Here is a 14,372-nt window from a genome sequence, read left to right as displayed (position 1 = left end):
TTAAAAATCGAGATCGGCGTAATGGGACACCGGCGTGACGCCGCGCACGCGCTCGGCCAGAAGCGGCCGGAACGACGGGCGCGACTTGAGGCGCTGGTACCAGTCCTTGACGGCCGGCGCCTCAGACCAGTCGATTTCGCCGAGATAGTCCAGCACCGAGATGGCAGCCGCCGCCGCGAGGTCGGCATAGGACAGACGGTCGCCGGCCAGATAGGTGCGCGAGCCCGCAAGCCAGCCCAGATATTTCAGATGCTGGCGGATATTGGACCGCGATGTGCGCAGCATTTTGGAGTCGGGCGCGCCGCCGCCCTGGTCGGGTGTCATCTGCAGCTTGAAGATACGCTCGCGCACCAGCGGCCGCGTCACGTCGGCTTCCATCTTCTGCAGGAACCATTCGACCAGCCGGCGAATTTCCGCCCGCTGGAACGGATCTTCCGCCAGAAGCCGCCGGTCGCGCTTCAAGACACCGTGGGTCTCGTCGACATATTCGGAAATGACCATCGCGCCACAGAGCGCCCGCATGCTGTCATCGACATAAACCGGCAATGTGCCGGCCGGATTGAGCGTCAGGAAATCCCGCCGCCTTTCCCAGGGCTGCTCCTCCGCCAGTTCCGTCTGATAGCCGTATTCCGACAGGATCAGGCGGACGAACCGGGAGGAGGTGGACATCGGGTGGTGATAAAGTGTCGGCATCAGCGATCGGATTTCGTCAGTTCGTTGGGAGGGAACGGATGTTGCGTGGCGGTTTCGTCTGGCCACGATGCGTTAGAAAAAGCTATAGGAACTTGCTGCCGCAAACACAAGCGAATCAGCCAAAGCCCCTCGTTGGCCCCAGAGCCTAACCTCCAATGCTTCAGGGAAGCTTAATTCATGGCCGATCAATCGATCATCAGTGCGCTTATCCTTGGCCTTATCGAAGGCCTGACCGAATTCATTCCGGTATCGTCCACCGCCCATGTCCTGCTCGCCGGGCATTTCCTCGGTTTCAAGTCTCCCGGAAACACCTTTGCGGTTCTCATTCAGCTCGGCGCGATCCTCGCCATCCTGCTGGTCTATTTCCAGCGCCTGCTGTCCATCGCCCTTGCCCTGCCCTCCAGCGAAAAGGCCCGCCGCTTCGTTCTGTCGGTTCTGGTTGCCTTCCTGCCGGCTGCCGTGATCGGCGCCATTGCGCATGACTTCATCAAGACGGTGCTGTTTGAAACACCCGCCCTGATCTGCATCGTGCTGATCGTCGGCGGCGTCATTCTCTATGCGATCGACCGCATGCCCTTGAAGCCGATCTATCGCGACGTCATGGATTACCCGCCGTCGCTCGCCTTCAAGATCGGCCTGTTCCAGTGCCTGGCGATGATCCCCGGCACCTCGCGCTCCGGCGCGACGATTGCAGGCGCGCTGCTGATGGGAACCGACAAGCGCTCCGCCGCCGAGTTTTCGTTCTTCCTCGCCATGCCGACGATGCTCGGCGCCTTCACGCTCGATCTCTACAAGAACCGCGCCGCACTCGATTTCAACGACGTCACGGTGATCGCGGTCGGCTTCATCGCCGCCTTCGTGTCCGCGCTGATTGTGGTGCGCTCGCTGTTGAATTTCGTCTCGAACCGCGGCTTTGCGCCCTTTGCCATCTGGCGCATCCTGGTCGGCACCGCCGGCCTTATCGGCCTCTGGCTGTTCGGCTGAAGCCAATAAAAAACCGCATGCACCTCATTGAAGAGGATGCATGCGGTCCCTGGCCCCCGCCATAGTCCGTGCCGCCCTGTTACGGGCGGAAACTTTTATTCTGCAGCGAGCGTGCCGATCGACGCCGTCGTGCAGGGATCGACGCCATAGGCCGGCGCGCAACCGCTGTGATTGCTGGCGACCGTCTTCGGCGCAGCGAAGGATCCAGCCAGGATAATAAGTGCCGCGCACGCAAAGAAAATCGCGATCGACTTGCCCATAAAAAATGTGCCTCTCAAGGTGATGTGACTGCCCCGGCCGTTCCTTGGGTAAACGATGCGGTGCGGCTGCTGTGTATGTGCTGGAACTGTTCTTATCAATATCGATACATGTTGAATCGACGGTAAAGACCAATCGCTTTTTTTAGTGAGGCAGAACTGCAACGGTTTGTTCTGCGACAGTCAAAAAGAAGCCGCCGGTGGGCACCGGCGGCTCATGGAACACGATCGTTTCAATCAGCGTAGTGGGATCAGGCGGCGCTGCCGGAGCGGGTATACTGGCCCTGCGGGCGGTAACGGACCACGTAGGACGGCAGCACGGCCTCGACGGACGTCGGCTCGATGCCGAACGCCTTCAGCGTGCGGCCTTCCGCTTCAGCCGTCGCGGAGACGACATTGTCGCTCTTCAACAGCGTGACCTGGTCGGCCGTGAGCGGCGGCGCGACGAACGGCACCAGCGAGGCGACAGAGCCGATCAGGGAGGCGACACCGAAGGGCAGCGGCAGCAGGGTGCGCTTGCGATCGATGGTCTTCAGGAGAATTTCAAGACAGTTCTTGAAGGTGAGAACATCCGGGCCGCCGATCTCGTAGATGCGGCCGCGTGCAACCTTGCCCTCGACGGATTTGGCAACCGCTTCTGCAACGTCGGTGACATAGACCGGCTGGAACGCCGTATTGCCACCGCCCACCAGCGGCAGAACCGGCGAGAAGCGTGACATTTCCGCGAACTTGTTGAAGAAGCCATCCTCCGGCCCAAAGACGATCGACGGCCGCAGGATCACCGCTTCCGGAACGGTTTCAAGAATCGCCTTTTCCGCGCGGCCCTTGCTGCGGGCATAAATCGATTCGGCCTTGGTATCGGCACCAATGGCCGACACATGCGTCAGGGTCGCGCCCGTAGCACGCACCGCCTCGGCCACGGCGCGGGCACCGAAATCCTGGACTGAGTCGAACGTGTTGCGCCCGGCCTCAAACAGGATGCCGACGCAATTGACGACGTGATCGGAGCCATGGACGGCCGCATCGACCGATTTGCGGTAGCGCAGGTTGGCCTGGACGAAAGAAATCTGCCCGACATTGCCCAAAGGCTGCAGGAAACCGGCCAGATCCGGGCGGCGCACGGCGACGCGAATGCGAAACCCGCGCTTGGCCAAGGCCCGCACGACATGCCGGCCAACAAATCCGGAACCGCCGAAAACGGTGACGAGCGGCGGAAGATTGGACAAAGTCATGGCACAGGCACTCCTGATCTGCAGTATGGCGTCTCAGAGCTACATAGACCAATCGGCGGGCCACGGGAAGGCTTATCGCAACGGCTTTCGCACCGCTTTTCGCCGCAGGTGCACAGCTGTCTCAGGCGCCCTCGACGACGACCATTTCAGCACTGGCAGCTTCCTGGCGGATCGCGGCGGCGATCTGGTATTCCGGCGAATTGTAGCAGTCGATCGCCGCCTGCATCGACGGGAACTCGATCACCACGTTGCGGGCACGCACATCGCCCTCCAGGCGCTGGAAAGCACCGCCGCGGGCCAGAAAATTCGCACCATATTTCTCAAAGGCCGGCTTGGCAGCAGCAACATAATCCTTGTAACGTTCGGCATCGCGGACATCGACCCGCGCAATCCAGTAGCCCTTGGCCATGGCAATCTCCCTTATTTCGTCGCAAGTTGGACGTATCGTCCCGGTTTGTCAGCCAAATCACCTGACCGGTCAAGATATACAATCTTCTCAGGAAAGTGCGACAGCCGTGCAACCGGCTTAAAAAACCTCTGGAATTGGAAAGATCGCGCATGTTTGCCGGCACAAAATTTGCGGCCCTCTCAGCCGGATTGTTTGTCCTCTTCCTCTCCCTCGGATTGTCGGCCGCCAAGCCCGTGCAATGCGATGCCAGCATCTATCAGAGGGTCAGGGCGCCTGCGACGAAACAGGACGCAACCGTCGAGCTCAGCTGCAATCTGACCCTGTCACCCGGCGATATCATCACCAAACGCCTGATCCTTTCCGGCGCTGCCGCGTCGGGAACGGTGCTGGACTGCAAGGGTGCGACGCTGGACGGGTCGCGCGGTACGGTCAATTTCAGCCGGCCATCCATCCTCATCCGCTCCACCAAGCCCGGAAACGGCGCCTGGAGCGCGCCATCGGATATCACGGTGCGCGACTGCGTCATCAAGGGCGCGGTCCGTCTCCAGGGTCTGGGCACCAACGGCCAGGCAAAGGCCGTCAAAGCGTCGTCGCTCACGGAGGATCACACCGCCTTTGCCCAGGCATCGGCTCCGGCGAACATCCTGCTGTCCGCTCTGACCATCGTCGCAGACGAGAGAGTGCCGCTTTATATCGGACCTGGGGTCACCAAAGTGCGTGTCGAAAAATCCACGCTTACGGGACAGAGCAATGGCCCTGGCCTTTATCTCGATGCGGAATCGGCTGAGAACACCATTTCCGAAAACCGGTTTGCGGTGGAAAGCCCGCGCGAGCAAATCGCCATCGACGGGTCGGCAAGGAACACGATCAGCGCCAACACCTTCGACAACCCGGTGCGCGGCGGCATCTTTCTCTATCGCAACTGTGGCGAAGGCGGAACGATCCGCCACCAGAAACCGCAGCACAATACGATTTCCGGCAATATGTTTGAGTACCGCAGGACATTCCTGGTCAAGCCTGCGGTCTGGATGAACTCGCGCAATGGCTTGCGGCTCTATTGCTTCCGCGACCCCGCACACCCGTTCGGCAGCAGCCTCAGTTCGCAGGACTTCGCCCAGTTCAACACCGTGACCGGCAACCGCTTTACCGGCGCAACGCCATCGCTGATCTGGAATTCCGACCCCAGCAATATCGTCACCGGCAATAGCGGGCAGTGACCGGACGGACCGTTACTGGTTTGCAGGCCAGGATGCTGTCAGCATCTCGTTGAGGATCGCGCGTGCGGCGGCCTTCGGATCGGCGGCTTTCACGATGGGGCGGGCGACCACGAGATGGCTGGAGCCGGCCTTCAGGGCATCGTAGGGCGTCATCACTCTTTTCTGGTCCCCGGCCTCGCTGCCGGCCGGGCGGATGCCGGGCGTGACGATGGCCATGTCGGGACCGACGATATCGCGCACGGCGGTGGATTCCTCGGCCGAGCAGACGATACCGCCCATGCCGGCATCGCGCGCCTGTGCGGCGCGCCGCAGCACCAGTGTGCGCGGATCATAGTGATAGCCGGCATCGATGACGTCCTGTTCGTCCATGGAGGTGAGCACGGTCACCCCGAGCAGGCAGAGACCGGAACCCTGCGCCGCCTCGACCGCCGCCTTCATCGCCTTCGGATAGGCATGCAGCGTCAGCATCGACATGCCCATCTTGGCGATGTTCTCAACGCCTTTGGCAACGGTGTTGTCGATATCGAGCAGCTTCATGTCGAGGAAGATCTTCTTGCCGTCCGCAGTGAGATCGCGGGCAAATTCCAGCCCACCGGCAAAGGCCAGCTGATAGCCGATCTTGTAGAACAGCACGTCGTCGCCAAGCGTCTTGACGATGGCCTCGGCCTCGCCGACGGTTGCGATATCAAGCCCGACAATCAGCCGGTCGCGAGCGGTCTCAGTCATTTTTGCCATCCTTGCCAGAGCTCCATCGCGGTCCAGTCGCATGCAAGGGAACGGTCTGCAAGGGAAAATGCGTAGAGGCAGCCGCCGCCGGCCGGCTGATCGCCGCCGCGTGAAATCGGCAGGCCCGAAAGGTGGCATTTCAGCAGCGTGCCCACGCCGCCATGCCCGACAAAGGCAATCGGCCTTGCCGGATCGTGCCGGTCAAGCACTGACGCCACTGCGCCAACGATCCGCTTCTGCGCATCGATGGCCCGCTCCCAACCCTGAAAACTCTGTTCGGGATGGGCAAAGAACCAGTCCGCCACCCTCTCGAATTCGTCTGGCACCAGAAAGCCGGTGGCGGAGCGGTCGTTTTCACCGGACTGCGCGAGCACTTCGACGTCAATGCCACCGGGATGGGCGATGATTGCCGCCGTTTCCAGCGCCTTGGTCTCGTCGCTGGAAAGAAGACGGGAAAGCTGGCGTACCCAATCGGACTGCGCCGCCTGTTGCGCCCGCGCGATGCCGGTCTCGGACAATCCCCAGCGCGGCACCGGCACATCCGGCTCGATGCGGATTTGCGGATGCGTGATGTAGACCCCGAACATCGGCAGGCCTCAATGCGTCTTGCGGTACACCCATAATTGCGCCGGCGGGATATTGCGCACGACGAAATCATAATGGGAGATCTGATAGCGATCCGGCATGGCAACGACCGGCGATAGCGGCCCATAGGAAATCTGGATGACGGGACGGCCGACGGGAATGCGCGACAGAAGATCGTCGATCAGCGAGACCCGCATATGCATCGGAAAGTTCAACAGCGGCACGGCGGAAATGACGCTGTCGAACTGCTGGTCACGCCGCGCGCCGAGCGTCTTGTCGAGATCAAAGGCATCGCCATTGATGAAACCGACATCGGGAAAGGTTTTCACAAGGTGCTGATAGAAATCGGTGGAAAATTCAACAGAGACCAGATTTTCCGGCAGAATGCCTTTCTGCAGGATCGCCTTGGTGATGACGCCGGTGCCGGGGCCAAGCTCGAGAACGGGAAGGCCTGAATGCGGATTGACGACGCTCGCCATGCGCCGGGCGGTGATGCCGGATGTCGGCACGATCGAGCCGACGGCCTTCATATTGCTTCGCCAACCTTTGAAGAAACGGATTTCCTCATCGAATTTCTTGCCAAAACGCTCTTTCAGACGAAAATTCATGCGTATCTCCAGCAATCCCTCGCCCACGCTCAAACAGGCATCATACCCAATGGCGCAAACTTCGCGGCTCCAACCGCGCCATGATTATGTCGTACCCTGTGCGACAAAAACAAGTCATTTCGCGCCATTATATTACACAGCCAACAACCGGGTAAATCCAGTCCTCAGCTGACAAGCGCATACGAAAACGGCCGGATCAGGTCCGGCCGTTTTCCATCTCAAAACGCAGTACCGGGCCTAAACCCGCATCGGCATCAAAACATAGAGAGCGTCGTCGCCCGCCATGTCGCGCACCAGCGTCGGCGAGCCGGCATCGGCCAGCATGAAAACGGCGTCGGAGCCGGAAAGCTGGGCGGTAATATCCAGCAGATATTTGGCATTGAAGCCGATTTCCAGAGGCTCGTTGTCATAGCCGACCGCAAGCTCTTCCGTGGCACTGCCCGAATCCGGGTTGTTGACGGTGAGCGTCAATTGTCCGTCCGACAGCGCCAGCTTGACGGCGCGGCCACGCTCGGACGAAATCGTCGAAACGCGGTCAACGGCCTGTGCAAAGGACTGGCAGTCGATCTTCAGTTCCTTGTCGTTATTGGCCGGAATGACGCGCTGGTAGTCCGGGAACGTGCCGTCAATGAGCTTCGAGGTCATGATGATCGAGCCGATCGTCAGGCGGATCTTGGCGTCCGACACTTCGACGGTGACGACCACATCCGGATTGTCGACCAGCTTCTGCAATTCGCTGACCGTCTTGCGCGGAATGATGATGCCGGGCATACCTTCCGAGCCTGCAGGGGCTTCAAGGTCTGCACGGGCAAGGCGGTGACCGTCAGTGGCGACGGCACGCAGCTTCAGCGCACCCTTGCTTTCGATGGTGTGGATGTAGATGCCGTTCAGGTAGTAGCGGGTTTCTTCCGTCGAGATCGCAAACTGGGTGCGGTCGATCAGCATCTTCAGGTCCGTTGCCTTCATGCGGAAGGTGTGGGTGAAGGCGCCGGCGGTCAGATCCGGAAAGTCGGACTGCGGCAGGCATTGCAGCGAGAATTTCGAGCGGCCGGACTGCACGGTCATGGCCGTGCCCTCGGCATTGGTGGCGAGCACCACTTCGGAACCGTCAGGCAGCTTGCGGACGATATCGTAGAGCAGATGCGCAGGCACGGTCGTCGCACCAGGCGTTTCCACCTGCGCCGGCGTCGCCTCGGTGATCTCGAGATCAAGGTCGGTTGCCTTCATCTCAAGGCTGGCGCCGTCGGAGCGCAGAAGCACGTTCGAGAGGATCGGAATGGTATTGCGACGCTCGACCACGCGGTGAACGTGGTTCAGCGACTTCAGGAGATTGGACCGCTCGAGAGTAATGCGCATGAGATGCTACCGCTTTCAACCATCGCCGGGCGGGCCGCGCCTCCCGGCTTGAACTTTGAAGTGTCCCCTTTCGGAGGGGCAAGATGTGGACGGGCAAAATGGCAGAAACAAGCCGTGAAAAGCAAGGGGTAACGCAGGTTGCGCCCCAGTAATGTTTGCATTGCCGCAAATCGGCTCTCTTGCCGAAGCGCTGCCGCTCACCCATAAAGACCGGGCGCCGGCTCAACGGCGGGCAAAGGCTGAAGGGCATACCGTTTTGGAAAAGCAGGCATCGGGCGAAACGCAGACGAACGAGCGGCAGAAAAGCTACCGGCTGCACAATATTTCCGTGCCCGCCCGGCCGCTGGAACCGGCGCTCTATCTGGTCGCAACCCCGATCGGCAATCTCTCCGACATTACCCTTCGCGCGCTGGAAACATTGGCTGGCGCCGATGTGCTGGCCTGCGAGGACACGCGCGTCACCCGCGTGCTGCTTGATCGCTACGGCATCGTCAACAGGCCCTATGCCTATCACGAATACAACGCCAACGAGGTTGGCCCCAAGCTTCTGGCAGCGCTCGACGACGGCAAGTCCGTTGCGCTTGTGTCCGACGCCGGCACGCCGCTGGTGTCCGATCCCGGCTACCGGCTCGGCCAGATCGCCATCGAGGCCGGGCACCAGGTGGTTCCCATTCCCGGCGCATCTGCGCCGCTCGCAGCGCTGGTCGGCTCAGGCCTGCCGAATGATGCTTTCCTGTTTGCCGGCTTCCTGCCCTCCAAGGACAAGGCGCGGCGCGACCGCTTTGCCGAGCTCGCCCATGTTCCGGCCACCCTGATGTTCTTTGAATCCCCGCACCGGATCGCGGCCGCCATCGTTGCCGCCCATGATGTTTTGGGCGGAGAGAGGCGGGCGTCGGTCTGCCGTGAACTGACCAAGACGTTTGAGGAATTCCGGCGCGGCACGCTGGCCGAGCTCAAGGCCTTTTACGACGAGGGCGCCACCGTCAAGGGCGAGATCGTGCTGGTCATCGGCCCGCCCGATGCGCCGGCAGCGCCGGAGGCCGATGATGTCGATGCCATCCTGTTGAAGCTCGTCAAGGACATGCCGACCGGCAAGGCGGCGACCGAGGCCGCAAAACAGACCGGCCTCAACCGCAAGGACCTCTACGACCGCCTGCTGGAGCTCAAAGACCGGAATGAGACCTGAGCCGGGAAGCCAGAAGAGACGGAAAGCGCTCCGGCGCGGCGCGCTGGCGGAATATCGCGCCGCGCTTTGCCTTCTTCTCAAGGGCTACCGGATCGTCGCATTCCGCTACCGCACGAAGCTGGGTGAGATCGACATTATTGCACGCAAGGGCAATCTGGTCGCCTGCGTCGAGGTCAAAGCCCGCAGCTCCCTGGAGGATTCCGTCTTTGCCGTTTCCGATTTTGCACAACGCCGCATCCGCGCTGCAAGCGACCTATGGCTCGGAAAACAACGGGATTGCGCGGCACTTTCAATCCGCTACGACATCATCGCCGTGATCCCCCGGCGCTGGCCCGTCCATCTTCCCGATGCCTTTTGAACAGCTGTGCACAGTTGTAATCGTCCCGACACAAAAGCGTTATCCTGATGTCATGAAAGAGCTTTAGCCGGTTCCTCACCTTAACCCTGGTGAAAGGAACTGCCATGATCAGGAAATTCACGATGACCGGCCTCGCGCTGGTCTTCTCCGCCACCTCCTCGTTTGCCGCGACCAATATCAGCTGGTGGCACGGCATGGCCGGCCGCAATGGCGAAGTCATCAACGAGATCGCCACCAAGTTCAACGCGTCGCAGACGGCTTGCGCGCTGACCCCGGTTTCCAAGGGCACCTATGAGGAGGCGCTCGCTTCCGGCATCGCCGCTTTCCGTTCGGGCGAACAGCCCGACATCCTGCAGGTTTTCGACGCTGGTGCGGCAACCATCATCAACGCCAAGGGCGCCGTCATCCCGGCTGAAGACCTGATCAACAACGCCGGCTACAAGTTCGACCGCGAAGCCTTCATCGATGGCGTCCGTTATTTCTACGCCGATAGCGACGGCAAGTTCGTCGGCATGCCGTTCAATTCCTCGGCGCCGATCATGTATATCAACGACGAAGCCCTGAAGAAGGCCGGTGTCGAAGCCCCGAAGACCTGGGAGGAATTCGAAGCCGCCGCTCCGAAGCTGAAGGAAGCCGGTTTCATCCCGCTCGTCCAGTCGCAGCTGACCTGGCAGTTCACCGAGAACTTCTTTTCGCGCAACAACATCCAGTTCGCCTCCAACAATAACGGCTATGACAGCGTCACCGATACGACGCTGAAGGTCACCGACCCCAACCTCGTCATGATGTTCGACAAGCTGAAGGCCTGGGCTGACGAAGGCTATTTCGCCTATTACGGCGCCGGCTGGAACGATAACCAGAAGATGTTCGAGGAAAACAAGGCCGCGCTCTGGATCGGCTCGTCCGGTTCGTTCGGCGGCCTGCAGAAGACGGCGCAGATGCCGTTCTCGGCAACCTTCCTGCCCTATTGGGGTTCGATCAAGGGTGCGGGCACCTCGTCCTTCATCGGCGGTGCAGCACTTTTCGCCATGGCCGGCAAGCCGGAAGCGGAAAACAAGTGCGTGGCCGACTTCTTCCAGTTCCTGACCTCGCCGGAAATCCAGGTCTTCTATCATGAAGCCACGGGTTACGTCGCAATCACCAAGGCTGCCTACGAGCTGGCCAAGAGCCAGGGCTATTACAAGGAAAAGCCTGCTGCGGAAGTCGGCATCCAGCAGCTGATGCTGCCGGCCGGTGAATGGTCGAAGGGCTACCGCCTCGGCTTCTACCCGCAGATCCGCGAAATCATGGAACGCGAATACGGCCGCATCTTCGCCGGCGAAGTCTCCGTCAAGGACGCCTTCGACACGATCGAGAAAGAAGGAAACGCACTTCTCGCCCGCTTCGCAAAGACGGCTGGTTGATTTGGTCCGGTCCTCTTCTCCCCTCGGGGAGAAGATGGCCAAAGGCCAGATGAGGGGGTGTTTCCGCGCGCTCAGAGTGTGCCGCCCACCCCCCTCTGCCCTGCCTGCCTTCAAGGGAGGAGATCGCCCCTCATCCGGCCTGTCGGCCACCTTCTCCCCGTGAACGGGGAGAAGGGACAAGCGGCAGCCTCCGTCATCCCCTCTCCCCGCCTGCGGGGAGAGGGCCAGGGTGAGGGGCAAGCCTCGGCATCCGCTAAATCCCATGTTTTGAAAGCCCGTTCATGACGAACACACCTCATTCCCAGGCCATGTCCAGAACAATCGCTGCCCCCGCGCCCAGCGGGTTCTGGCGCATCTTCGGCCTGACCAAATCCGCCGCCAAGCCGCCGGAAGAAACCGGTGCCAAGCGCGTGCAGTTCAATTCGCGGCTCCTGCCCTATCTCTTTCTTGCGCCGCAGATGGCGATCATCTTCGTGTTCTTCTATTGGCCCTCGGTACAGGCAATCCAGTCGTCCTTTTACCTGGAGGACCCGTTCGGCTTCGGCTCCACCTTCGTTGGCCTTGCCAACTATACCGACGTGCTGAAATCCGGCGAATATCTGGGCATTGCCCGCTTCACCGCCGTCTTCACCGTCCTCGTCACCTTCTTTTCGCTGTCGATCGGCCTGCTCCTCGCCGTCAAGGCCGACGGCGTCATTCGCGGCAATGCCACCTACAAGACGCTTTTGATCTGGGTCTATGCCATTGCCCCGCCGGTTGCCGGCCTGATGGGCATGATGATGTTCGATCAGCATATCGGCCCGCTGGTAAAATTCGCCGCCTTTTTCGGCTGGGATTTGAAAGTCGGGCTCAACTACAACGACACCGCCTTTGCGATGATCGTTGTCTCGGTCTGGAAGCAGATCCCCTACAATTTCATCTTCTTTCTCTCCGGCCTGCAGGGCATTCCGGTTTCGGTGCGCGAGGCGGCGCTGATGGATTGCCGCTCGGGTTTTCGCCGGTTCTGGACGGTCATCCTGCCGCTCTTGGCGCCCACCGCCTTCTTCCTCCTGATCATCAACACGACCTATGCCCTGTTCGACACGTTCGGCGTCATCGACGTGATGGTGAAGGACAAGGCCGCCAACAACCCGATCACGCTGGTCTACAAGGTCTATATGGACGGCTTTCGCGGCAACGACCTCGGCGGTTCCTCGGCCCAGTCGGTCATCCTGATGATCATTGTCTTCGTGCTCACCATCTTCCAGTTCCGCTTCATCGAGCGGCGCGTCCACTATAATTGAGCGGGGGCGAGACAATGCATCGCACGAAACTTTTCGACCATGTCATCCTGATGATGGGCGTCTTGTTCATGGTCGGCCCTTTGCTGGTGGCGCTGATGACCTCCAGCCACGAGGCCGCCGATATCCACCGCAACGGCTTGCAGATCCTGCCCGGCGGCCATTTCATCGATACCTACACCACCGTGCTCACCAAGCAGGGCGGCTTTACCGGCAAAATTACCGGTCTCAGGATGATGATGAACTCGCTGATCCTCGGCGTCGGCTTTGCCGCAGGCAAGATCATCCTGTCGATGCTGGCGGCCTATGCGCTGGTCTATTTCCGCTTCCGCTTTGCCACCATCACCTTCTGGATGATCTTCACGACGCTACTCCTGCCGCTCGAAGTGCGCATCCTGCCGTCCTACGAGGTGATGAACACACTGAAGCTCACAAATACCTATACCGGCCTGATCGTGCCGCTCCTGGCGTCCGCCACCGGCACTTTCTATTTCCGCCAGTTCTTCAAATCGATCCCCGATGAACTTCTGGAAGCCGCCCGCATCGATGGCGCCGGACCCCTCAAGTTCTTCATCGACGTGATCGTGCCACTCTCGAAAACCATGATCGCGGCGATCTTCATCATCATGTTCGTCTATGGCTGGAACCAGTATCTCTGGCCAACCCTGATGACCACCGACGAGAGCTTCTTCACGCTGGTGCGCGGCATCAAGCAGATCCTGCTCGTCTGGGTCGGCTCCAATATTCCCGATTACAACGAGGCCTTTGCCCTGGCGATCCTCGCCATGGTGCCGCCTGTGATGATCGTCATGATCTTCCAGCGCTGGTTCATCAAAGGCCTCACCGAAAGCGACAAGTAAGGGAGACGCCGCCATGGCAGCGATCAACATCACCAATGTTTCGAAGATCTATACCGGCGGCGTCGAGGCGGTGAAATCCGTTTCCATCGACATTGCCGACGGCGAATTCATCGTGCTGGTCGGCCCGTCCGGCTGCGGCAAGTCCACGCTGTTGCGCATGGTGGCAGGGCTCGAAGCCATATCGAAGGGCACCGTCGAGATCGGCGACCGCGTCATCAACGATGTCGAACCGGCCGAGCGCGATATCGCCATGGTCTTCCAGAACTATGCGCTCTATCCGCACATGACCGTCTACAACAACCTCGCCTATGGCCTGAAAAACCGCGGCACGCCGAAGGCCGAGATCGATGCGCGCGTGGCCGAAGCCGCCCGCATGCTGGAAATCGAGCAATACCTCACCCGCAAACCACGCGCGCTGTCCGGCGGCCAGCGCCAGCGCGTCGCCATGGGCCGCGCCATCGTGCGCAAACCTGCGGCCTTCCTGTTCGATGAACCGCTGTCGAACCTCGACGCCAAGCTGCGCGTCTCCATGCGCGGCGAGATCAAGCAGCTGCAAAAGCGCCTCGGCACTACCTCGCTCTACGTCACCCATGACCAGCTGGAAGCGATGACGCTCGCCGACCGCCTCGTCGTCCTCAACGGCGGCGAGATCGAGCAGATCGGCCGGCCGCTCGATGTCTACCACACCCCCGCCTCCACCTTCGTTGCGAGCTTCATCGGCTCCCCCGCCATGAACCTCCTGCGCGGCACCCGCGAAGGCACGCAGCTCCATTTCGGCAGCCAGGTCCTCGACCTCGGCCGCGCGGCAGCCTTCCCCGGCCAGGTCACCGCCGGCATCCGCGCCGAAGACCTGCGGATTGCCGCAGCAAGTGAACAGGCCCTGACGATGAAGGTCGACTATATCGAAGAACTCGGCGCCCAACGCCTCGTCCACGGCACGATCGACGGCAAGAAGCTAACGGCATCGCTATCGCCCGAGATCGGGATCGGCGAAAGCCTGTCCCTCACCATCGCCCCCGACCGCCTGCACTTCTTCGACGCCACAACGGGCAAACGCCTGGCGCAACCCTTCGCGGCATCCGGCAGCAAGCGCGCGGAAAGACTGGAGATCGCGGACGCATGAGCGGTAGGCGGTGATGGCGGGTCTTTGGCCCGTCAGACTGCGGACAAACCATGAATAGGCTTGTTTGACGACAGCGATACCCACCCTCCTTCATC

16 protein-coding genes are annotated in these 14,372 nt (G+C 60.8%); 8 read left to right on the top strand and 8 right to left on the bottom strand.

Features of this window, described 5'->3' with window-relative positions:
* Complete coding sequence (locus ASD32_RS11045; protein WP_060638061.1) at nt 1-693, bottom strand: glutathione S-transferase family protein; 693 nt, start codon at nt 691-693, stop codon at nt 1-3.
* 177 nt (nt 694-870) lie between these two features.
* Between ASD32_RS11045 and ASD32_RS11040 the strand changes: the two genes are divergently transcribed.
* Complete coding sequence (locus ASD32_RS11040; RefSeq protein WP_060638060.1) at nt 871-1,677, top strand: undecaprenyl-diphosphate phosphatase; 807 nt, start codon at nt 871-873, stop codon at nt 1,675-1,677.
* 95 nt (nt 1,678-1,772) lie between these two features.
* Here ASD32_RS11040 and ASD32_RS30245 read toward each other — a convergent pair whose 3' ends face one another.
* The 3 genes from ASD32_RS30245 to ASD32_RS11030 all read right to left on the bottom strand — a co-directional run bounded on the left by ASD32_RS30245 (nt 1,773) and on the right by ASD32_RS11030 (nt 3,575).
* Nucleotides 1,773-1,937, bottom strand: a complete 165-nt coding sequence (locus ASD32_RS30245; RefSeq protein ID WP_112834648.1) for a hypothetical protein — start codon at nt 1,935-1,937, stop codon at nt 1,773-1,775.
* 248 nt (nt 1,938-2,185) lie between these two features.
* Nucleotides 2,186-3,166 (bottom strand): complex I NDUFA9 subunit family protein, encoded by a 981-nt coding sequence (locus tag ASD32_RS11035; protein ID WP_060638059.1) that lies wholly within the window; start codon nt 3,164-3,166, stop codon nt 2,186-2,188.
* 121 nt (nt 3,167-3,287) lie between these two features.
* Nucleotides 3,288-3,575, bottom strand: coding sequence for a DUF1330 domain-containing protein (locus ASD32_RS11030; protein WP_060638058.1), 288 nt, complete (start codon nt 3,573-3,575; stop codon nt 3,288-3,290).
* Between the two features lie 149 nt (nt 3,576-3,724).
* Between ASD32_RS11030 and ASD32_RS11025 the strand changes: the two genes are divergently transcribed.
* Nucleotides 3,725-4,792, top strand: a complete 1,068-nt coding sequence (locus ASD32_RS11025) for a right-handed parallel beta-helix repeat-containing protein (RefSeq protein ID WP_060638057.1) — start codon at nt 3,725-3,727, stop codon at nt 4,790-4,792.
* A gap of 12 nt (nt 4,793-4,804) precedes the next feature.
* On the opposite strand, the gene pyrF is transcribed toward ASD32_RS11025, so the two are convergent.
* From pyrF to dnaN, 4 genes are all read right to left on the bottom strand, one after another.
* On the bottom strand, nt 4,805-5,518 hold the full coding sequence (gene pyrF / locus ASD32_RS11020; RefSeq protein WP_060638056.1) for an orotidine-5'-phosphate decarboxylase: 714 nt from the start codon (nt 5,516-5,518) through the stop codon (nt 4,805-4,807).
* Nucleotides 5,515-6,105, bottom strand: coding sequence for a histidine phosphatase family protein (locus tag ASD32_RS11015; protein ID WP_060638055.1), 591 nt, complete (start codon nt 6,103-6,105; stop codon nt 5,515-5,517). The genes pyrF and ASD32_RS11015 overlap by 4 nt, the downstream gene beginning before the upstream one ends.
* A 9-nt stretch (nt 6,106-6,114) precedes the next feature.
* Nucleotides 6,115-6,717 (bottom strand): phospholipid N-methyltransferase PmtA, encoded by a 603-nt coding sequence (pmtA, locus tag ASD32_RS11010; RefSeq protein WP_156383143.1) that lies wholly within the window; start codon nt 6,715-6,717, stop codon nt 6,115-6,117.
* 231 nt (nt 6,718-6,948) lie between these two features.
* Complete coding sequence (dnaN, locus tag ASD32_RS11005) at nt 6,949-8,067, bottom strand: DNA polymerase III subunit beta (protein ID WP_060638053.1); 1,119 nt, start codon at nt 8,065-8,067, stop codon at nt 6,949-6,951.
* A 256-nt stretch (nt 8,068-8,323) separates the two neighbouring features.
* Here dnaN and rsmI point away from each other — a divergent pair, with 256 nt between their 5' ends.
* The 6 genes from rsmI (at nt 8,324) to ASD32_RS10975 (ending at nt 14,277) form a co-directional block, all read left to right on the top strand.
* Nucleotides 8,324-9,253 carry a 16S rRNA (cytidine(1402)-2'-O)-methyltransferase gene (gene rsmI / locus ASD32_RS11000; RefSeq protein ID WP_060638174.1) on the top strand — a complete coding sequence of 310 codons (930 nt, stop codon included), beginning with the start codon at nt 8,324-8,326 and terminating at the stop codon, nt 9,251-9,253.
* On the top strand, nt 9,243-9,611 hold the full coding sequence (locus ASD32_RS10995; RefSeq protein WP_060638052.1) for a YraN family protein: 369 nt from the start codon (nt 9,243-9,245) through the stop codon (nt 9,609-9,611). Before rsmI ends, ASD32_RS10995 begins: the two co-directional genes overlap by 11 nt.
* A gap of 104 nt (nt 9,612-9,715) precedes the next feature.
* Nucleotides 9,716-11,014: an extracellular solute-binding protein gene (locus tag ASD32_RS10990; protein WP_060638051.1), complete on the top strand. Its 1,299-nt coding sequence runs from the start codon at nt 9,716-9,718 to the stop codon at nt 11,012-11,014.
* A gap of 458 nt (nt 11,015-11,472) precedes the next feature.
* Complete coding sequence (locus ASD32_RS10985) at nt 11,473-12,297, top strand: ABC transporter permease subunit (protein ID WP_060638173.1); 825 nt, start codon at nt 11,473-11,475, stop codon at nt 12,295-12,297.
* Between the two features lie 14 nt (nt 12,298-12,311).
* Complete coding sequence (gene ugpE / locus ASD32_RS10980) at nt 12,312-13,154, top strand: sn-glycerol-3-phosphate ABC transporter permease UgpE (protein WP_060638050.1); 843 nt, start codon at nt 12,312-12,314, stop codon at nt 13,152-13,154.
* A 13-nt stretch (nt 13,155-13,167) separates the two neighbouring features.
* The gene (locus ASD32_RS10975; protein WP_060638049.1) at nt 13,168-14,277 is read left to right on the top strand and encodes a sn-glycerol-3-phosphate import ATP-binding protein UgpC; all 1,110 of its coding nucleotides are present in this window, start codon (nt 13,168-13,170) and stop codon (nt 14,275-14,277) included.
* The last annotated feature ends 95 nt before the right edge of the window (nt 14,278-14,372 follow it).

This window comes from Rhizobium sp. Root483D2, assembly GCF_001426685.1.
GTDB lineage: Bacteria > Pseudomonadota > Alphaproteobacteria > Rhizobiales > Rhizobiaceae > Pararhizobium > Pararhizobium qamdonense.
The sequence above is the reverse complement of the archived record's forward strand: the minus strand, read 5'-3'. Positions and strand labels throughout refer to the sequence as shown.

Bases quoted from the DNA above. Each gene is read 5' to 3' on its own strand.
- ASD32_RS10985 (WP_060638173.1), top strand. From the start codon at position 11,473: ATGGCGATCATCTTCGTGTTCTTCTATTGGCCCTCGGTACAGGCAATC.
- ASD32_RS11015 (WP_060638055.1), bottom strand. From the start codon at position 6,105: ATGTTCGGGGTCTACATCACGCATCCGCAAATCCGCATCGAGCCGGAT.
- pyrF (WP_060638056.1), bottom strand. From the start codon at position 5,518: ATGACTGAGACCGCTCGCGACCGGCTGATTGTCGGGCTTGATATCGCA.
- ASD32_RS10995 (WP_060638052.1), top strand. From the start codon at position 9,243: ATGAGACCTGAGCCGGGAAGCCAGAAGAGACGGAAAGCGCTCCGGCGC.
- ASD32_RS10990 (WP_060638051.1), top strand. From the start codon at position 9,716: ATGATCAGGAAATTCACGATGACCGGCCTCGCGCTGGTCTTCTCCGCC.
- ASD32_RS30245 (WP_112834648.1), bottom strand. From the start codon at position 1,937: ATGGGCAAGTCGATCGCGATTTTCTTTGCGTGCGCGGCACTTATTATC.
- ASD32_RS11040 (WP_060638060.1), top strand. From the start codon at position 871: ATGGCCGATCAATCGATCATCAGTGCGCTTATCCTTGGCCTTATCGAA.
- dnaN (WP_060638053.1), bottom strand. From the start codon at position 8,067: ATGCGCATTACTCTCGAGCGGTCCAATCTCCTGAAGTCGCTGAACCAC.
- ASD32_RS11030 (WP_060638058.1), bottom strand. From the start codon at position 3,575: ATGGCCAAGGGCTACTGGATTGCGCGGGTCGATGTCCGCGATGCCGAA.
- ASD32_RS11045 (WP_060638061.1), bottom strand. From the start codon at position 693: ATGCCGACACTTTATCACCACCCGATGTCCACCTCCTCCCGGTTCGTC.
- ASD32_RS11035 (WP_060638059.1), bottom strand. From the start codon at position 3,166: ATGACTTTGTCCAATCTTCCGCCGCTCGTCACCGTTTTCGGCGGTTCC.
- ASD32_RS10975 (WP_060638049.1), top strand. From the start codon at position 13,168: ATGGCAGCGATCAACATCACCAATGTTTCGAAGATCTATACCGGCGGC.
- ASD32_RS11025 (WP_060638057.1), top strand. From the start codon at position 3,725: ATGTTTGCCGGCACAAAATTTGCGGCCCTCTCAGCCGGATTGTTTGTC.
- ugpE (WP_060638050.1), top strand. From the start codon at position 12,312: ATGCATCGCACGAAACTTTTCGACCATGTCATCCTGATGATGGGCGTC.